Source organism: uncultured Microbulbifer sp., from assembly GCF_947504145.1.
In the GTDB taxonomy this organism is placed as follows: Bacteria; Pseudomonadota; Gammaproteobacteria; order Pseudomonadales; family Cellvibrionaceae; genus Microbulbifer.
Genome location: NZ_CANNGQ010000005.1, coordinates 21,834 through 39,940 on the forward strand (window position 1 = coordinate 21,834; position 18,107 = coordinate 39,940).

The window sequence follows — 18,107 nt, forward strand, 5'->3', positions numbered from 1 at the left end:
CCGAGGCTCTGCTCAACTCTACTGTAACTGCAATGGAGTTCAACCCTGAAATGGGTAAAATGTCTCGTTTTTTCAAATCCGGGGAATGGCAGGGCAGACAGCCGTCACTTTCCGCCTAGAATGCAGCAGCAGATGGTGCGTGCCGAGTCAGGCAGAATTGGCCGTCGCAACCTCACAGCAAACACACACAAGAACGGTTCGATCAAGCAATCGACTAAGCCAAGAGTTTCATGGATTACAAACCGCTCAGTGATTACCCGCGGGATGCGGTAGATCGCCTCCTGAATGTCATACATCTCTTTCGCGATATTCGTGCTACCAGCGAGTGGCAGTACGACGTGCTGCTGAAGCGTTCGCGGCTGTCGACGCTGTCTCCCGGTGAGGCACTGTTGCACGCTGGGGATGTGGACCAGTGGGTGTACTTTCTGTTGCGCGGTGAACTGCACGTGCATGTGGACAATGAGGCTGCGGCCCGTGAAGAGCGCCCGCTGGCGGTGATTCGTCCGGGCGAGGTATTTGGTGATCTGTCCATGCTGCTGGCCGAGCCGCGCAGCGCGACCATTGTCGCCGCGCCGGTCGGACAGGATATTCAGGTGCTGGCGGTCGACTGTACCCTGTTTGGCGACCTCGAAGACTTCTCCCTGTTGCACCTGCCTACCAAGCTGGTGTTCTACCGCAATATGGTGCACTCGTTACGCTGGAAGCTCGAAGTGTACCGTTCGAAGTATCCCACCCACGAACTCGCCAATAGCCACCGCCGCCTGAAGCTCTATACCGGGCCGAAAAACAGTAAAGAGGAGCTGGTGGCTCTGGCCGGTCAGGCAAAAGATCTTGCGCGGATTCTGCTGGACTGGAATGCGGAGTTTGGCAGTGGCCAACTGGTTGCCGAAGAGTCCGATATGACAGATTTTCTCGAGTCGATCCTCTCCTGAGTTTTCTCTGGCCCGGCCGGTGCAGTCGGGCCTGTGTTTGCCACTCTCGTCCTTTCTTTTATTACCTCCTTTATTGACGCTTCGATATCGTGGCTTTGTAGTCAGTCCCCGTACTAATCTCTCCTGTCTTTCTGAGATATCTCAAAATTCGCCGACAGGCCTGAATTCCCCGATGGATTTCGCAATTGGGCAGCTTTCGCCACTGCACGGTGATCGCTTTGCGCATAAAATGCGTACACTTCGAGACTGCCCAACAGGTCACGTCGACCTCAAATCGAACATCTTCCTAATACACAGGAATACTGCAGGTATGAACTTTCTGTTTTCTCTCTGGCGGCAACGCAACTATCGAATCGCTGCGATCGTCGCGATTCTTGCTGTCGTGTGGCTGCTGAGTGGCCTTCTTTCTGGTGCCAACGACGGTGCGTCCGAGCCTGTGCCGGGTGCCAGTGCCAAGCGGCCAGTTGCCGAAGAGATCACCGTCAAGGCGCGCCGACTGGATGCGCAGCCTTATGTCACTCGGGTGGTGGTGAACAGTCGTACTGAAGCCAATCGCAGCGTACAGGTGCGGGCCGAGCTGGATGGTGTCATCGCGGCACTGCCAGTGGAGGAAGGCCAGCGGGTGGCTGCGGGGGATGTGATCTGTGAAATTGCCGCGGAGGACCGGCCGGAGCGGCTGGAGCAGGCGCGCGCGACACTGCGCAAGGCCGAGCTGGATTTCGCCGGTGCCAAGAAGCTGGAGGGCCGCGGGTTGCAGTCCGGAACCGCCATGGCCCAGCAGGAAGTGGCACTGGCCAGTGCCCGCGCAGAATTGAAGCGCGCCCAGGTGGATGTCAAGAATCTCAAGATCCGAGCCCCCTATGACGGCCTGGTCAATAGCCGGGCGGTGGAGCTGGGGGACTTTATTCGTCGCGGCGAAGAGTGTGCGACGGTGCTGGACCTGGATCCCATGCTGATTGTCGGAGAGGTATCCGAGTCCCACGTCGGTAACCTCAATGTCGGAGGCTCGGCCAGCGCGCAGCTGCAGCAGGGGCAGTTGGTCGAGGGGCGCTTGCGCTACGTGAGTCAGCAGGCGCATCCGAATACCCGTGCCTATCGCGTGGAAGTTGCGGTGCCTAACGCCGACGGTGCTCTGCGCAGCGGCATCAGCGCGCGCATGGCGCTGCCCACTGGTGAGGTGCTCGCTCATCGCATCAATGCCTCCCTGTTAACACTGGATGATCGCGGACAACTGGGGGTGCGCACCCTGGATGAGGACCACCGGGTCCGCTTTATGACGGTGCAGCTTGTCAGTGATGAAAACGCAGGCGTCTGGGTCGCTGGCCTGCCTGCACGCCCGCTGTTGATCACGGTGGGGCAGGAGTATGTAAGTGAAGGTGAGCAGGTTGCGGTGGAGCTTGAAGAATCTGGCGGCGATCTGCCGGCGCCCCTGTCCAGTTCAGGTGCAGCCCAGGAGGGTGGAGCGGCTGTTGGCCAGCCCCTGATTGATTCCACCTCGGGTGTGGCAGTGCAGCAGTCTGAAACTCGTGACCAGAATCAGGAGCCCCAGCAATGAAGCTGCTGGATAGTGCGGTAAACCGTTTTCGCAGCAGCATCAGCCTGATGCTGTTGGTCGTGATCATGGGCATCGCTGCGCGCGGCGCCATGACGGTGGAATCCAGCCCCGAAGTCAATCCGCCCATCGTGATCGTGCAGGTGATGCACGAAGGCATTTCGCCTGAAGATGGTGTGCGCTTGCTGGTCCGCCCGATGGAGCAGGAAATTCGCGCGCTGGAAGGTGTCGAGGAAGTGATCGCCACGGCCCGCGAAGGGCTGGTGTACCTGGTGATCGAGTTTGACTCGGCACTGGATATCGACCTGGCGGTGGACGAGGTGCGCAATGCAGTAGACCGCGCGAAAGCGGAATTGCCGCGGGATGCAGAAGAACCGATTGTCGAGGAGGCCTCCGCGCAGCCCTTCCCGGCGATTGTGGTGACGCTGGCAGGTGAGGGGGTCCGTGAGCGCGAGATGCTGCGCAGTGCCCAGCTGTTGAAGCGTAAGATCGAAAACATCAGCGAAGTACTGAGTGCGGATATCAACGGCAACCGGGAAGAAGTAGTCGAGGCGACTATCGACCCGGTGCGGCTGGAGCACTATCAGATTACCAGCGGTGAGCTGATCAATGCGGTACTGGGAAACAACCTGCTGATTCCCGCGGGAGAAATGGATGTCAGCAAGGGGCGCTTCTCGGTCAAGGTGCCGGGCCTGATTGAAACCGCTGAAGATGTGTATCAGATTCCGCTGAAACAGTCGGAGCACGGCGTGGTGACCCTGGGGCAGGTGACGGATATCCGTCGCACCTTCAAGGATGCTACCAGCTATACCAGCGTCAATGGCCGCCCGGGGCTCGCGATCAATGTGGAAAAGCGCACCGGTGCCAGTGCGGTAGACCTGGCAGACACCGTGCGTGCGGTAGTCAATGCCGAACGCGAGTACCTGCCGCGCGGAGTGACGGTAGATTTTGTATTCGATCAGTCTGAAGTTGCGCGGGATATGGTCAGCGAGATGGAGGGGAATATCCTCACTGCCATGTTGCTGGTGATGATCATCGTGGTGGCGGCACTGGGGTTTCGTTCCGGCCTACTGGTAGGGTTTGGGATTCCCTTTTCCCTGCTGTTTGGTTCCATCATTACCTGGTATCTGGGCTACTCGTTCAACTTTATGGTGATGTTCGGCATGTTGCTGGCCCTCGGCATGTTGATCGACGGCTCCATCGTGATTACCGAATTTGCCGACCGCAAAATGGCGGAGGGGCTGTCGGCGCGAGTGGCTTACTCCATTTCGGTCAGACGGATGTTCTGGCCAGTGATTGCCTCCACCGGAACCACCCTGGCTGCGTTCCTGCCCATCATCTTCTGGCCCGGTGTGGTGGGGGATTTCATGCGCTATCTGCCGGTTACCGTATTTTCTGTACTGGCGGGCTCCCTGGTGTATGCGCTCTTCTTTGCGCCGGTACTGGGCTCGGTATTTGGCAAAAGCAATACGGATCTGAAGAGCCAGCAATATTTGAAGCAGCTGGAGTCTGGTGACCCGAGTGGGTTACCCGGGATTACCGGCCTGTATGCGCGCCTGTTGGGTCCGGTCGTGCGCCGCCCATTTGTTTCCTTCGGCGCCACCATTCTGGTGTTGATTGGTATTTTTGCTGCATTCAGTACATTCAATCCGGGAGTGGAGTTTTTTACCGAGACGGAAGAGCAGTACGGCAACGTGGAGGTGCGGGCGCAGGGCAACCTTTCCGTCGAAGAGAAAAAAGAGCTGGTGGCGCAGGTGGAAGCCGCGGTGATGGGCGTCCCTGAAGTGCGGGTGGTCTATTCGGCCATTGGCTCCGGTGGTATTTCCGGCAATTCGGAAAAATCCCCGGACCAGATTGCCAACCTGCTGGTGGAGCTGCTGCCGTCAATGGAGCGCGAGCGCAAGAGCAAAGAGGTATTTGCGGATATTCGCAAACGCACGGCCAATTTTGCCGGTATCAAAACCAGTGCCAATGCCTTTGAAGGCGGCCCGCCGGTGGGTAAAGATATTGTTCTGGAGTTGCGCAGCCGCGATTACGACCAGCTGCTCGCGGAAACCTGGCGCCTGCACCGCGCCATGGTGAGTGAGTTCGGTGGCCTGCGGGACGTGGTCAATACCGCACCGCTGCCGGGTATTGAATGGGAAGTGAAGGTCGATAGAGCCAAGGCGGCTCTCTATGGTGCCGACCTCACCGGTGTGGGGCGTGCGGTGCAGCTGGTGACCAACGGCGTATTGATGGCTGAGTACCGGCCGGATGATTCTGATGAGGAAGTGGATATCCGCATTCGCTACCCGGATTACGCGCGCGGCATCACCGCCCTCGACGAATTGAAGGTGAATACCCCCAATGGTGCGGTGCCAGTGAGCAGTTTTGTTTCCACCGAGCCGGGTGCAAAGGTCGACAAGATCGAGCGAATCGATGGCATTACCCGTATGCAGGTCAAAGCGGATGTGGAGGATGGTGTACTGGCCGACGACAAGGTGCGGGAAATCCGCAAGTGGCTGGCGGATAACCCGATGGATGGCCAGGTGGAACTGCTGTTCCGCGGTGCGGACGAGGATCAGAACGAGTCCCTGGTATTCCTTCAGGTGGCCTTTTCCCTGTCGTTGTTCCTGATGTTTATTCTGCTGGTGACCCAGTTCAACAGCTTTTATCAGTCTGCACTGATTCTTTCCTCGGTAATCATGTCCACCGCCGGAGTTATGTTGGGGCTGACACTCACCCAGAGCACATTCAGTGTCATCATGACCGGGGTGGGTATCGTTGCGTTGGCGGGTATCGTGGTGAATAACAACATTGTATTGATCGATACCTACAACTATGTGCGCAAAGCGGAGCCCGAGTTGAGCCACGGGGCAGCTGCAGTCAAGGCGGCCGCACAGCGGCTGCGCCCGGTATTCCTGACCACGACCACCACCATTCTCGGCCTGTTGCCTCTGGCGCTGGGGGTGAGCGTGGATATGGTTGGGCGTACGGTGGTGGTGAATGGGGTTATCGCTTCCTTCTGGGTGAAGCTGGCCAGCGCGATCGTGTACGGCCTGAGCTTTTCGACCTTGCTGACATTGATTGTCACACCGGTGATGCTGGCACTGCCATCGGCCGCAAGAAGTGCACTCGGGCGGATATTGCCGGTGCGCGACCGCGCGGCGCAAGAAACCTGAGATAAGCAGCGGCCTTAAGGCCTAAACGAAAAAACCCCGGCGAGCCGGGGTTTTTTCGTTTCAAATGCCAGAAATGCCGGCTTATTTAGCCTTCGGCGGACGACCGCGACGGCCAGGTGCTTTCTTGGCGGCAGCAGACTTGGGCGGACGGCCCGGCTTTTTCTTGGCTGCGCCAGATTTGGCAGGACGACCCGGCTTTTTCGCTGCAGTTTTGGTAGCAGCTTTCTTGGTGGCCGCCTTCTTGGCTGGACGGCCAGGTTTCTTCTTGGCGCCAGCTTTAGCCTTGGTTTTGGCTTTGGTAGCGACCTTCTTGGCTTTTTCAGCAGCCTTTTTCTTTGCAGCAGCAGCTTTCTTTTTCTCAGCAGCAGCTTTCTTCTTGGCAGCAGCGGCTGCCTTCTTCTTGGCAGCGGCGGCCTTCTTCTTGGCAGCGGCAGCGGCTTTCTTCGCAGCAGCAGCGGCTTTCTTCTTGTCAGCAGCAGCCTTCTTCTTGGCGGCGGCAGCGGCTTTCTTGGCAGCGGCAGCGGCTTTTTTCTTCTCAGCAGCGGCCAGCTTCTTGGTGATGGCGGCTTCTTCCTTGGCCACAGCTTTGGCTACTTTGGTAGCCAGTGCGTTGTCGGCGCTGATGACAGACAGCTTGGATTTGGCATCGGTAGCGGCAGATTTGGCAGCGGTAGCGGCCTTTTTAGCAGCGGCAGCAGCGGTTTGCGCGGCTTTCAGTTGCTTCTGCTGAGCGGCAGACTTCTTTTTCGCGCGGGCAGCTTTCACCTTGGCGGCGGCAGCCTGTGCTTTTTTGGCAGCTTTGTCAGCTTCCTTGGTTGCTTTATCAGCTTCCTTTTTAGCAGCGGCTTCCTGGGAGCTGCGCGCTTTCTCAAGCTGGCTTTTCAGTGAGGCGAGTTCCGCTTCCATCTTCGCGACGGAATTCACCTTATTTGCGGTGGCAGTTTTACGTGCGGCCATAAAATATCCCTGTATCTAAATTTAGTATTTAGGTGTTATTTTGGATGAGTGGAATTCATCGCGCTAATTGCAGCTCATTTATATACTTGAATGCAAGTTTTTTAAGGGTGTTTTTACTCTGTAATGAATAAATTTAAGGTTTTTTTTACATTTATCGCGTTTTTCTGGTTATTGCTCTGCGGAGCGGGAGCTATTTACGCGATCACAAAGGGCTATGTAGGTAATTCTCTGTTTGCCTGGGTCGGGTTATTAATTAATGCCTGGGCGCTGCCGGTATGGATGTTATTGCGCTATCGAAGTCCAGAAAAACTCGCCGGTGATTTGCGGGAGTCCGCGGCCTTTTCCTGTGTGCTTGTCGGGCTGGCGATCGTTTTACTCACCGACAGCGAGCGTGGACTACCGGTTTACCTGGCAATCGGTAACCTGTTTGTTCTGCTGGTTTATCTGTATCACCTGAGCGCGGTGGGCCACCCGAAAATGCCCGCGCTGGATGAGGAATTCCCTCCGCTCGCGATTGCGGGCGACGGAAATTGGCAGGCCGCAGCATTTTGCCGTGAAAAAGGCCTGGATGGAGTGCTGGTGATATTTCTGCGTGGGAGTTACTGCGCCGATAGTCGGCATCAACTGCACCAGGTGCACAATCTTCTGGCGGACCTGGCTCGTCGTAATATTGGATTGCTCCTGTTGAGCGGGCAGCCAGAAAATAAATGGGCTGCGTCTCTCACTGCGGGGGTTCAGGTTCAGCAGCTGGAAATGTCAGGTAAGAATGCTGTGCGATTTGCGGCACCCTCGGCGGCACCATTAATTTTGCGCCCCTGGGTGCGGGATGCGGTACGCCCCAGCGCCTGGTTGATCGATGCTGAAGGGGTTGTGTTGTGGCGAGAGCTGTCGATGAATTACCGGGTGCCGGCGGGTGTGGACCTGCTGCGCGCACAGCTGTTCCGTGTTGAAGACTGAAGCTCGGGACATATATCGGGGCAGAAAAAAGGCGCAGTGGAGTTTCCACTGCGCCTTTTTTGCAATGTCCCTTCGGGGCCTGGTGTGCCGATGAAGGTTAGCGGGCGGTATTTGAAACGGTTCGGCGCCGAATCGTGATCCTTTAACGTGAACCTTTAAAGAGGACCGTAGGGCAGGTAACGGTTGTCCGAATATTGGCGAATCCACAGCAGTTGTTCCCGCTGCAAGGGCGCTTTGCGCTGACGCAGAGATTTCGCCAGCGGGATCACCGGCGATTCGGCACCGCCCTGCCAGTCGGTCAACTGCATTTCCGCCAGGGTAAAAAAGCGGATCAGTGCCCACACTTGCGAGTCATTCCAGTGGGAGGCCTCATCCAGCCACTGGGTTGCTGGCAGGCCAGCGAGCCAGTTGGCGTTCTGTATTTCTTGATCGATCGCTTTGAGATCTGGTGCGGCTTCTTCGCCCTCGCTTTCACTGTCCGCCTCATTCAGAGCATCGATGATCCGCTGGAGCAGTGCACGGTCGATCTCGGTGCGCGATTGGTCGTTGGAAGCTTGGTTTTCTGGTTCCCAGGCGCCGACACTCATATGTACTCCTTATAGGTAGGCATGCAGACAACAGTGCATGTGTTTGGATGGGGCGGATTATACGCACCTTGGCTCGCTGCTCTACCCGGCCTCGCCGATGGCACGCGGGTGGCAAATAGTGGTTTAGGGGCACGCCCGCTTCCCGGAATGGATGCTGGGCGCGGAATTTAGCATAATCATCAGGCGCGTTCTCAATCGGGCCCAATTCAGCTGGCCGTCGATTGCCCGGACCGCCAATGATCTGACCAATTTTTGCCTGGGGGCCACGTGGATTACATTGACCAGCCGATAGCCGCGCAAAAGCGCATTGCCCTGGTGGCACACGACAACCGCAAGTCGGCACTGATTGAATGGTGTTGTAAGCACCGCGGGATTCTCGAGCAGCATCAGCTGCTGGGAACCGGCACTACGGGTAGCAAGATCGAGGCAGCCACCGGTATGCAGGTGGAGCAGTTGTTCAGCGGCCCGATGGGCGGGGATCAGCAGCTGGGGGCTAAAATCTGCCAGGGTGAGGTGGATATCCTGATTTTCTTCTGGGATCCGTTCGAACCCATGCCCCACGATCCGGACGTAAAGGCACTGCTGCGGATCGCGGCAGTGTGGAATATCCCCGTGGCCTGTAATGCGAGCAGTGCGGATATGATGATCCATTCTGAGCTGATGAAGCAGAGTTTTCCCCGGCAGATACCTGACTATCAGGGCTATCTGGCGGCACGAAAGGACGAATTGGCTGTGTGATTTGTGAGCTTTTGAGTGCCACGCCCCTTTTAACCGGTTGATTTTAAAGGGGTATATCTCGTTTACGCAGGTTGCACTTGCAAAGATGGCCATTTCCCGGCAATCTTCCCCACCTGATTAGACCGGTATATCCGGCGAATTCGAATTGAAAAACAGTACGGTGTTTTATGAGTAGACGACGCGGTAAGGCCGTAGAAGAAGAAAAGGCCGATATTGACCTGACGCCCATGCTGGACGTCGTGTTCATCATGCTGATCTTCTTTATCGTGACGGCATCCTTCGTAAAAGAGAAGGCGTTGGATGTGAACGTGCCTGATCCTAATGAGACGGAAAGCACACCGCCAGATCCCAACAAGCAGAATATTCTGATCACAGTAAACTCTGCTGACGAAATCTGGATGGGTCAGAACCGCATCGATAGCCGAGCCGTACGTGCCCGCATTGCACAGATGTTTGCGGAAAACCCGCAGGCAATCGTGATTATTCGCGCTCACAACAAGTCCAGCGCGGACACTTACGTGACCATTGCCGATGCGGCAAAAGAGGTAAACCCGAACATTCAGGTTTCCCTGGTGCCGTTCGAGAAGGAATAATTTCCTACCGATTCGGTCGCGAGTACAAAAAAAGCCAGCATAGCTGGCTTTTTTTGTGTCTGTTGATTGGCCCCGGTATTAAAACTCTGAGCGAATTTCCCAGAGGTCCGGAAAGACCGGTTTGAACAGTGTGCTCTGCAGATAACCTACACCGCTGGAGCCGCCGGTCCCCATCTTCCTGCCAATAGTACGCTCCACCATCTTCACATGCCGGTAGCGCCACTGCTGCAGGGAAGTATCGATATCCACCAGCGCCTCACAGATATCGCTTACCAGCGGATCGTTGCGATAGACGTCGATCAGGACTTTCTGCACCGCAGGTGATGGTTCGGCGGTCTGGCTGAAGTCGCGCTCCAGTACAGAAGCCGGAATCTCGTGCCCCTCGTGAGCGAGAAACGTCAGGAACGCATCCCACAGCGTCGGTGCGTCCAGGCGCTTTTGCAAACGCAGGAAGTGCTCTGATCCCGGTTCGTAATTCACAAGCTTCTTCGGGTCCTTGGCGCCATACAAAAACTCCAGTTCACGGAACTGGAACGACTGGAAGCCACTCGCCGTGGACAGGCGGTCGCGGAATGAACTGAACTCGAGGGGGGTGAGGGTCTCCAGGATATCCACCTGCTGGATCAGCGTGCGGTAGATGGCGTCTACCCGCTTCAGCGTGTGCAGTGCGCGGTTGCGCTCGCCGGCATTGAATAGCCGCACGAGAAAATCCAGTTCGTGGAGCAGTTGCTTGAACCAGAGCTCGTAGCTCTGGTGGATGACAATAAACAGCAGTTCATCGTGTTCCGGCCCCTCCGAGAGCGGCTGCTGACATTTCAGCAGGTCGTCTACCTTGAGGTAGGAACTGTATGTCACGGTCATGGTGGGGTATTTCCTCGGCTTACTCCTGCGACCGAAATGGTTGTACCGGTTTCTGCAGGGTTATAAATATTAAATTGCGTAAATTTGCCAAACTGTGGCCGCATTATAAGGTCTTGTGGTGGAATGTTGGAAAAAACCGTTTTATGGGATGCTTCAGAATACGTTACCCAAACTGGTCGATTCGGACCTCGTGCCGGGAGGGGGAGTGGCTAAACTAGTGACTTGTTCGCAGTGACCATAATCTGTCTCCTTGGTCATATGCCCACTTGCGATTGCAAACCCTGTGATAACCACACCAAACGCGGAGTCCGCTATGCAGAGTACATGTGCAGAAATTCAGGCCCAGGTATCCGACCGGGTACTGGAGATCACCATCAACCGGCCGGAGCGCAAAAACGCACTTACCATGACCATGTACTCGGCCATGGCTGAGCTGTTAAACAGCGCAGCGACGGATCCGGGTGTGCGCGTGGTGATTCTCACCGGTACCAGCGGTGTATTCACCAGTGGCAACGACCTGGGAGACTTCCTCGGCGGCTCTGCGTCCGGTGAGGAATCCCCGGTGTTCCAGTTTATGTCGGCACTGTACAACTTTCCCAAACCCGTGGTGGCTGCGGTCAGCGGGCCGGCGGTGGGGATTGGAACCACCATGCTGCTGCACTGCGACCTCTCGATCGCCGATGACGACGCGCTGTTCCAGATGCCATTTGTCAATCTGGGGCTGTGCCCGGAATACGCCTCCAGTTTCCTGTTGCCACGGATTATGGGCCACGCCAAAGCCTCAGAGCTGCTACTGCTGGGGAAAAAATTCGACGCCCAGACCGCCGCAGACGTGAATATCTGCAATGAAGTGGTGTATTCCGGTGAAGCCCTGGGGCGGGCGCGGGAGTATGCCCGTGAGCTCGTACTCAAGGCGCCCGAAGCGGTGCGACTGACAAAAAAATTGCTGCGGCAGGGCACCCTCGAAAATGGGCTGGCGGTGATTCGGGAAGAGGCCGGCCACTTCCAGAGCCGGCTGCAGTCGGAAGAGTTTCGCGAAGCTGCCACAGCCTTTATGGAGAAGCGGCCTGCAGACTTTTCCAAGTTTGACTGAGTGCCCCGGCCTGCGACTGGCTCAGAAAGGCTGGTCATCGTTTGCCTGTCGATAGAGATATCACTACACACTCCGCCATATATTCCGCCACACAGGCCGCCTGCGAGCGGCCTTTCTGTTTTTTAGACGGTTGCTTTCTGATCATCACCTGACCCTTTCGAGCCAACAGGATTGCCCCGCGCCTGAGTGATTTGCAGGCTGATACACGCAGCCAATAAAAAGGCGCATGATTATCGGATCGTGAGCCGGTACACTTTCACCTTGTACCGATGCCGGCAGGCCACGAGCCCCGGTTCCCCCGCTGGACCCTGTCCATAAGATAAGATCCAATAAAATGGCGGGGCTCAATATTCGCGCAGTGTTTCTGCGGCAACCTGGTTTTCAGGACCATGATTTCTTCTTGCTTTTCCCGGACAGCCTCCGCCCTGCAAACGGTATCGCTCCCGATGCGCCCCCTGCTATTGGCCTTGCTCACGCTGCTCTCTGTCACGGTGGGCGCTGCAGACCTGTCCGCCCCGGCGCCAATTGCGATTCACGCGGTGGAAGACGGCAGCCAGCGTACTGGCCAGAAGGCGGTGTGGCATGACACCTCCGGCAGCGCCGGGCTTGACGACGCGCGCCGGGCACTCGCCGAGGGTGCCTTTGTGCCCCTGGAAAGTGCAGGGTCCACCGGGTTGCAGAAAGGCAGCCACTGGTCGCACTTTGCGTTGCGCAACGCGGCCGCTGGTCCCGTCACCCTGTATCTGGAGTATGTGGATCACCAGTTGATACGTTTGCAGGCCTACGCGCGTAGTGATGCGTCTGCCAGCGGGTTTGATGAGATTGCCGAGCTGGCGATGGAGGATGCGTTTTCCTCCCGTCCGGTATTCCACAACCGGTTTGTGGTGCCGGTGACCCTGAACGCTGGGGAAACCATCGAGCTATTGATGCGCTTTGATTCCGAGGAGGCCGGGTTTGTCTTTCCTTCCATGCGCATCTGGACGCCCGAACAGTTGAGCAAGTCCCATACCGGTGAAACGGCGGTTCTCGCCTTTCTATTCGGTGGAATCGTACTCATCTCCCTGTTCTCCCTCATTGTGGGGTTGACCACCGGTGAATCGAGTTTTTTTGCTTACTTCGTGTACGGTATTTCAAAGATCGTTGCCTGGGGCACCATCATGGGGTTCACCCAGCAGTACCTCCTGCGGGAAGAGTTCCACTGGCATTACATGTCCGCTGCGGGAGCGGTGAGTATCCTGTGTGGTGTGGTCTTTGATCGGCAGTTTTTGCAGACGCGCAAGTACACGCCCAGGCTTGATTACATCTTGAAATTGATGATGTGGAATGCTGTGGTACTGCTCGTCAGTGCCCTGCTGCAGATCAAGGCAATGGCGCTTCTCAGTATTACGTTTGCGCTATTGATGTATCCCGCGGCCACGGTTATCGCGCTGGTGCGCTGGCGTCAGGGTTCCAGTGAAGCGATGGTGTTTGCCATTGGCTGGACGCTGTTACTGTGCGGGCTGTTTTACCAGGCGCTAAGAGACCTTGGATACGTCGAGCATAACCTGGTCAACTATTACCTGCCGCCGTTGAGCTCATTCATTGAGATGGTAACCATTATGGCGGCCATGGGGCTCAAACTGCGACGGGTGCGTTTACAGGGGCTCGAGTCTGAGCGGCAATACCGGCGTCACCTTGAAAAATCGAAGGTGGAGCTGGAAGGGCTGGTACACGCGCGCACTGAAGAGCTGGAAAAGGCCAAGCAACAGGCGGAGGCCGAGGCGCGCACGGATCCACTTACTGGTATTCGCAATCGCCGCAGCTTCCTCGCAGAAGCGGCACTGTGTATCAAGCGTGCACAGCGCAAGGGCGAGCCGGTGAGCCTGCTGATGTTTGACATCGACCACTTCAAATCCATTAACGACAACCACGGTCATGGTGTCGGTGATGAGGCGCTGCGCCAGTTTAGCCAGACCATTCAGCAAAAAATTCGGGAAACCGACATTTTTGGTCGACTCGGCGGAGAAGAGTTTGCGTTGCTGATTACTGAGACCAAGCCGGACTCGCTGTATACCGCCGAGCGACTGCGAGACAATATTGCCCGTATTCGCGTAGATGCCGCAGACACACAAATTCAGTTTACTTCCAGTATTGGCGTGGCCCACTGTGCGCCGGAAGATTCAGTGGAAATTTTGCTGCGCCAGGCCGACCAGGCCCTGTACCGGGCCAAAGAGCAGGGGCGAAATACCGTGGTTGAGTATCTGCAGGACGATCAATCCGGGCGAGCCGGCGAAACACGCAGCGTCCAGATCGAAATGGTAGAAAGTACCGATCCGGCGCCGGCCTGAATCAAAACCTATCGCTCAGCGTGATTTGAAATGGATTGGCTTGAAATGGAGCGGCTTAGAATATAGTCGCGGACCTTATCCGGCTGATCGGTAAACAAGCCGTCTACTTTTACACGGTTTACGAACAGTGCCAGCAGGTCCTCAAAACTCCCGATAGACTCGGGCACCTGTTGAGGATCTGCGCGGAAAGTATAGGGATGTACCTGCAGGCCCAACGCCTGTGCCCTTTCGGTCAGTGTATTGGGCGCAAGGCCTGCACCGCTGGACACCTCTTCAATCAGCATTGGAAACCAGGGGCCGATACCCGCCGCATACCCTGCAATTTTCTTCAGCCCCTCCGGTGTACGCATCCAGTCATACTGGTAATTTGTCCACTCACCATTGACCTTGACCCGTTTCTCCTCCCAATCGGTTTCCGCGATCAGTTGCACAAGAGGCAGATCCATCTTCAGTTCAGGCATCAAGGTGGATTCGATACGCTGCAATTCTTCCGCGTCGAAACTTTGCAGAAACACCTTCTGTTGTGCGGATGTATAGCCATACCGCTTGAGGGTTTCCAGTACCGCCCGGGAGATATCCTTGCCCTCGGCATGGTGAAAATACGGTTTTTTGATTTCCGGATAGATACCTGTGTTGTAGCCAAGCGAGTGATTCAGTCCCTGGATCAGTTCCAGCTCCTCGTCAAAGGTCGCCAGCGCAAACCGCGATTTCCACAGCGGGAAACGCCCAGGGTACACCGGTGTGTTTCTTCCCAGAGCCGGTACAAATGGACCCGCCACCTGTAACCGTTTGAGCTCGTTCAGCGTGAAGTCGATGGTGTAAAAGTGGCCGTCTTCCCGCGCCCGCGCGGGAAACTTTTCCGCTACGTCGGTGACCTTGTCCAGATAGATGTCGTGCATCACGATCAGGTGGTCGTCTTTACTCAGCACCAGGTCCTGCTCGATATAATCCGCGCGCATGCCATAGGCCAGTGCCTTCGCCTCCAGGGTGTGTTCCGGCAGGTAACCGGATGCGCCGCGGTGGGCAATTACAATGGGCGTAAGTTCAGTGTCGGCCGACGCGGGAACAGGAGAAAACGATAGCAGGAGCGCTGTAAACAGACTGACAGCGGGAAACCGATTTTTAAGTTTGAAATACATGGCAACGAACTGTGCAAAGGCTACTTGAAGGGTTGCCTAAACATACCCTGAGTTAACAGCCAGTAACACTACCGAATTGTGACAATGCGTGTGGCGAGCGAAGTGGGGAGAGAGAAGGGAGAGAGGGGGGAAGGTTGAGTGAAGGAGGAGGTGCGTTCAAGAGCGCCGGCGACTGGGGTGTCGCCGGCATAGCCTACGGGGGCAGATTGCAGGGGGCGTGGCCCACTTTTAAACCCCGTTCCGGCGCTAGGCGCGACCGAGAGCGGGAAGCAGGCTACTGTACAATCTTGATCCACTCCCCGGGCTTTGGCTCGCCGCGGGGATAGTAGCCATTCAGCAGGCGAAGTTGTTCCTCCGCATACTCTCCAATTTCCATGTGCCGGGCCAGGGACGAGAAGGTGGTTTTATCGTTCGCCTGAACATACTTCACCCGCTTGATATCCGGCTTCACCATATCCGTTTTGCGCAGAGGTCGGAAACTGCGAATACTGGTCAGAAACAGATCGTCATACGCGGTCTTCTCCGTTTCCGTTTCTGGTTTGGCCTCCGAGGGCTTCCCGTTCACTCTGCCTTCCAGAATGTATTGGCGGCTTCCGTAAAACAGCACCGCAACTCGCTCGGGCACGTCTTCGCCACTTACCGGCAACCTGCCGGTGTGGCCTTCCAGACGATACTGGCTTAGCGCCTCATCCTGTTCCAGGCTGCGCACATCGTATACGCCGCGCAACGCCATATCCGCCGGCTGGTTGCCATCCCGCTTGTCCACACGGATGGTCAGCGTGGCCGACTGGTCCGGGGCGGTACCCACTATCGCCGAGCGCTGGTTTTCCACCGTCCAGCCTTCCGGGAACAACAGGGAAAAGCCCAGGCTCTTGTGATTGAAGCGATTTTTTTCGCTCTCCTGTGCATTCTGCCCGTACACAATGCCTTCGGTTTTCTCGCGGTAGTATTCCACCTTGGTAATTTTCTTGTCTTCTGGCAGCTCGCCCGCCGCGGAAACTACTTCGCGCAGGCGCACATCGTTGCGTGGATGCGAAGAGAATACGCCGTGATAAGTCTGCTGCTTCTTGCCTTCTACCCGCGCGCGACGGCGTGAAAAGGTCTCCTGATCCTTGAGTAAGGCAATTACATTGATCATCGACTGGGGGTCGTAACCGGCGTTATACATGTACTGGGCGCCGAAGCGGTCCGCCTCCAGTTCCATATCCCGGCCGTAGCCTTTTACCGCTGCGGTGCTCCACAGATTGGCCGCGTCGCCCACAACTCCGCTGCCGGTAACCAGCACCGAGAGTACCGAGGCAACCCCCGCACCAGTTGCCGCGGTTTTCTGGCGCACCGCATGGCGGGCGGTAATATGCCCCACCTCGTGGGCCAGCACCGCCGCCATTTCCGCCTCGGATTGCAGATAGGTCAGCAGGCCGCGGTTGATGTAGACATAACCTCCTGGGAGGGCGAAGGCATTGATGTCCTGGCTATCGATAATCGTGAAGTGGTAGGTCAGATCCGGGCGGTCACTGGCTTTTGCCACCTTCTGGCCGACATGCTCCACGTAGGCATTGAGAATCGGGTCGTTGTAGATCGGCGTGCTCGCTACCAACTTTTCGTGCATCTCCCGGCCGATCTTGATTTCCTTTTCTTCGGACATCAGCACCAGATCCGGGCGGTTGGTGGCCGGGTTGAAGGCGCAGCCCGCGGCGGTTGCCAGTAGTATCGCTGTGAGTAGCTTGTTGAACGTGTGCATCTGGGTCTCCTGTCGTTATTGTCTCCAGTGAGAAGCACCGCCGCGTTAGCGGCTGGCGGATTGTGGCGGCAACAGGAATTCCTGTAATTGCGCTGCCATGCCTTTGCAGGCATTGTTCTGAACCCTTGCGATCAGTGGAATCGGCACCACGATGGCGGGCATATAAGAGGTTCCCTGCGCGTCTGCACTGATTTTTCCCGAAAGCTCCTGATCGCGGAAATCCCATACCGAGGCCTCGTAATCGGACTCTTTGTCCCAGGTGCCAAAGCCGAAACAACCGGCACCGGCGGTACCAATGGAGCAGCCGATAGACCCGGCGCTGGAAGTGGTTTCGGTGGAACCGTCAATCCACACGATGTACTTCACTCCGTACTGCGCCATGCGATCGCGCACATCGGGAATATCCATCAGTTTGCCCAGGGATTTGACGTGCATGGGTGCGGTGCGCGGTTCAAACCAGGGGTAGAGCGCGTCTACAAACTGCGCTTCGGGGATTACATTGACGCCGGCTTTGGGGTTGTGCAGCGTGTTTCCCACGCAGTCGATCAGGTCCGGTTCGGTTTCATAATCACTGGAATGGCGGCGCCCGAGAATGACTACGGAATCGCCCAATGCCAGCTCACCGGTACTGCGGCGGTATTCATCGATCACCACCGTGGTACAGCCGCTGGATAACAGGGCCAGTACGGAAACAGAAAATACTGCGCTCAGGAATTTCACCGGTACATCCTCCTTGAGAATTTCGCGTACGCCGTACGCGAATGGAATTTCCACCGTCCTGTGGAAATTATTCGTTGTCACCCGTCTGCTTCATGGTCAGGGCACGCTGCTTGTTGGCGATAAAGGCCTGCAATTCAGGTACTCGCTCAAACCCGGTATACAGGGTCGCCCCCGCATCCCGAAGGGCCACATTGATGGCCTGAGCGAGAGCGGCTTCCTGGGATTTCAGAAACGCCGTGGGGGTTTTGCCGTAGGCAGTGATCACCCATTCGGCGACAGAATCCCCCTGCTGGTTGTAGGCATGCATGTCGTACTTGATCCACACTTCGAAAATATTGACCCGGGTCTCCCGGGGCATGGTGAACTGCAGCTCGCGCACTTCCGGAACAATCACCAGATCTAACCCCTGGGGCAGGTTGGAGGGGTACTGCGCGAGATTGATTGTTTCCTGGAACATGGAGCCGAGCACGGTTTCAAACAGGTTTTTCTGCGCGCGCCCGGTATTGATATTCCACTCGTCGCGGTCATCGCGGTTTTCGCTGTAGGTGAACTGCTGAAAATCCTCACTCAGGTAGACCCCCACAGACAGCGGGTGTGGGTCGCCCACAGGTGCAGGGAACTCTCCATCCACGGAGACGGTATGCGCGCAGGCAGTCAACAGAGTAACTGTCGCTGCCAGGGCGAGGTGTCGGATCGCGCCAATTCCATTTAACAAGCGATTCATGCTTTGCTCCCGGGTTTCTCCCAAC

At 56.7% G+C, this 18,107-nt stretch carries 15 protein-coding genes; 8 read left to right on the plus strand and 7 right to left on the minus strand.

Translation table 11 applies throughout. The features are described from left to right. The first annotated feature begins 230 nt into the window (after positions 1 to 230). The 3 genes from Q1A74_RS15860 (at position 231) to Q1A74_RS15870 (ending at position 5,645) form a co-directional block, all read left to right on the plus strand. Positions 231 to 932, plus strand: a complete 702-nt coding sequence (locus Q1A74_RS15860) for a cyclic nucleotide-binding domain-containing protein (RefSeq protein ID WP_299598474.1) — start codon at positions 231 to 233, stop codon at positions 930 to 932. Between the two features lie 310 nt (positions 933 to 1,242). Then, entirely contained in the window at positions 1,243 to 2,487 is a 1,245-nt protein-coding gene (locus Q1A74_RS15865; protein ID WP_299598477.1) for an efflux RND transporter periplasmic adaptor subunit, read from the plus strand. Continuing rightward, positions 2,484 to 5,645: an efflux RND transporter permease subunit gene (locus Q1A74_RS15870; protein ID WP_299598480.1), complete on the plus strand. Its 3,162-nt coding sequence runs from the start codon at positions 2,484 to 2,486 to the stop codon at positions 5,643 to 5,645. Before Q1A74_RS15865 ends, Q1A74_RS15870 begins: the two co-directional genes overlap by 4 nt. A gap of 81 nt (positions 5,646 to 5,726) precedes the next feature. Here Q1A74_RS15870 and Q1A74_RS15875 read toward each other — a convergent pair whose 3' ends face one another. After that, complete coding sequence (locus tag Q1A74_RS15875) at positions 5,727 to 6,602, minus strand: hypothetical protein (protein WP_299598484.1); 876 nt, start codon at positions 6,600 to 6,602, stop codon at positions 5,727 to 5,729. Between the two features lie 123 nt (positions 6,603 to 6,725). Between Q1A74_RS15875 and Q1A74_RS15880 the strand changes: the two genes are divergently transcribed. After that, positions 6,726 to 7,559, plus strand: coding sequence for a hypothetical protein (locus Q1A74_RS15880; RefSeq protein WP_299598486.1), 834 nt, complete (start codon positions 6,726 to 6,728; stop codon positions 7,557 to 7,559). 155 nt (positions 7,560 to 7,714) lie between these two features. On the opposite strand, the gene Q1A74_RS15885 is transcribed toward Q1A74_RS15880, so the two are convergent. After that, positions 7,715 to 8,146 carry a hypothetical protein gene (locus tag Q1A74_RS15885; RefSeq protein WP_299598489.1) on the minus strand — a complete coding sequence of 144 codons (432 nt, stop codon included), beginning with the start codon at positions 8,144 to 8,146 and terminating at the stop codon, positions 7,715 to 7,717. 267 nt (positions 8,147 to 8,413) lie between these two features. On the opposite strand from Q1A74_RS15885, the gene Q1A74_RS15890 reads away from it, so the two are divergent. Together Q1A74_RS15890 and Q1A74_RS15895 are read left to right on the plus strand one after the other, a co-directional pair. Continuing rightward, entirely contained in the window at positions 8,414 to 8,884 is a 471-nt protein-coding gene (locus Q1A74_RS15890) for a methylglyoxal synthase (protein WP_299598492.1), read from the plus strand. A gap of 167 nt (positions 8,885 to 9,051) precedes the next feature. Beyond that, the gene (locus Q1A74_RS15895; protein WP_299598495.1) at positions 9,052 to 9,477 is read left to right on the plus strand and encodes a biopolymer transporter ExbD; all 426 of its coding nucleotides are present in this window, start codon (positions 9,052 to 9,054) and stop codon (positions 9,475 to 9,477) included. A 78-nt stretch (positions 9,478 to 9,555) separates the two neighbouring features. Here the strand turns inward: Q1A74_RS15895 and Q1A74_RS15900 are convergent, their stop codons facing one another. Next, entirely contained in the window at positions 9,556 to 10,338 is a 783-nt protein-coding gene (locus Q1A74_RS15900) for a tryptophan 2,3-dioxygenase family protein (RefSeq protein ID WP_299598498.1), read from the minus strand. A 313-nt stretch (positions 10,339 to 10,651) separates the two neighbouring features. Here Q1A74_RS15900 and Q1A74_RS15905 point away from each other — a divergent pair, with 313 nt between their 5' ends. Both Q1A74_RS15905 and Q1A74_RS15910 read left to right on the plus strand, forming a co-directional pair. Continuing rightward, positions 10,652 to 11,431: an enoyl-CoA hydratase gene (locus Q1A74_RS15905; protein WP_299598501.1), complete on the plus strand. Its 780-nt coding sequence runs from the start codon at positions 10,652 to 10,654 to the stop codon at positions 11,429 to 11,431. 446 nt (positions 11,432 to 11,877) lie between these two features. Then, positions 11,878 to 13,758 (plus strand): diguanylate cyclase, encoded by a 1,881-nt coding sequence (locus Q1A74_RS15910; RefSeq protein ID WP_299598504.1) that lies wholly within the window; start codon positions 11,878 to 11,880, stop codon positions 13,756 to 13,758. Between the two features lie 8 nt (positions 13,759 to 13,766). On the opposite strand, the gene glpQ is transcribed toward Q1A74_RS15910, so the two are convergent. The 4 genes from glpQ to Q1A74_RS15930 form a co-directional block, all read right to left on the minus strand. Further along, positions 13,767 to 14,897 carry a glycerophosphodiester phosphodiesterase gene (gene glpQ, locus Q1A74_RS15915; RefSeq protein WP_299598507.1) on the minus strand — a complete coding sequence of 377 codons (1,131 nt, stop codon included), beginning with the start codon at positions 14,895 to 14,897 and terminating at the stop codon, positions 13,767 to 13,769. 274 nt (positions 14,898 to 15,171) lie between these two features. After that, positions 15,172 to 16,638: a M48 family metalloprotease gene (locus Q1A74_RS15920; RefSeq protein WP_299598510.1), complete on the minus strand. Its 1,467-nt coding sequence runs from the start codon at positions 16,636 to 16,638 to the stop codon at positions 15,172 to 15,174. Positions 16,639 to 16,683: 45 nt separating this feature from the next. Next, complete coding sequence (locus Q1A74_RS15925; RefSeq protein WP_299598513.1) at positions 16,684 to 17,439, minus strand: hypothetical protein; 756 nt, start codon at positions 17,437 to 17,439, stop codon at positions 16,684 to 16,686. Beyond that, positions 17,426 to 18,082 (minus strand): hypothetical protein, encoded by a 657-nt coding sequence (locus tag Q1A74_RS15930; RefSeq protein WP_299598516.1) that lies wholly within the window; start codon positions 18,080 to 18,082, stop codon positions 17,426 to 17,428. Before Q1A74_RS15930 ends, Q1A74_RS15925 begins: the two co-directional genes overlap by 14 nt. Between the last annotated feature and the right edge of the window lie 25 nt (positions 18,083 to 18,107).

Excerpts from the sequence above, each read along its gene's own strand:
- Q1A74_RS15895 (WP_299598495.1), top strand. The coding sequence starts at position 9,052 with ATGAGTAGACGACGCGGTAAGGCCGTAGAAGAAGAAAAGGCCGATATT.
- glpQ (WP_299598507.1), bottom strand. The coding sequence starts at position 14,897 with ATGTATTTCAAACTTAAAAATCGGTTTCCCGCTGTCAGTCTGTTTACA.
- Q1A74_RS15910 (WP_299598504.1), top strand. The coding sequence starts at position 11,878 with ATGCGCCCCCTGCTATTGGCCTTGCTCACGCTGCTCTCTGTCACGGTG.
- Q1A74_RS15865 (WP_299598477.1), top strand. The coding sequence starts at position 1,243 with ATGAACTTTCTGTTTTCTCTCTGGCGGCAACGCAACTATCGAATCGCT.
- Q1A74_RS15860 (WP_299598474.1), top strand. The coding sequence starts at position 231 with ATGGATTACAAACCGCTCAGTGATTACCCGCGGGATGCGGTAGATCGC.
- Q1A74_RS15875 (WP_299598484.1), bottom strand. The coding sequence starts at position 6,602 with ATGGCCGCACGTAAAACTGCCACCGCAAATAAGGTGAATTCCGTCGCG.
- Q1A74_RS15920 (WP_299598510.1), bottom strand. The coding sequence starts at position 16,638 with ATGCACACGTTCAACAAGCTACTCACAGCGATACTACTGGCAACCGCC.
- Q1A74_RS15930 (WP_299598516.1), bottom strand. The coding sequence starts at position 18,082 with ATGAATCGCTTGTTAAATGGAATTGGCGCGATCCGACACCTCGCCCTG.
- Q1A74_RS15880 (WP_299598486.1), top strand. The coding sequence starts at position 6,726 with ATGAATAAATTTAAGGTTTTTTTTACATTTATCGCGTTTTTCTGGTTA.
- Q1A74_RS15885 (WP_299598489.1), bottom strand. The coding sequence starts at position 8,146 with ATGAGTGTCGGCGCCTGGGAACCAGAAAACCAAGCTTCCAACGACCAA.
- Q1A74_RS15905 (WP_299598501.1), top strand. The coding sequence starts at position 10,652 with ATGCAGAGTACATGTGCAGAAATTCAGGCCCAGGTATCCGACCGGGTA.
- Q1A74_RS15900 (WP_299598498.1), bottom strand. The coding sequence starts at position 10,338 with ATGACCGTGACATACAGTTCCTACCTCAAGGTAGACGACCTGCTGAAA.
- Q1A74_RS15870 (WP_299598480.1), top strand. The coding sequence starts at position 2,484 with ATGAAGCTGCTGGATAGTGCGGTAAACCGTTTTCGCAGCAGCATCAGC.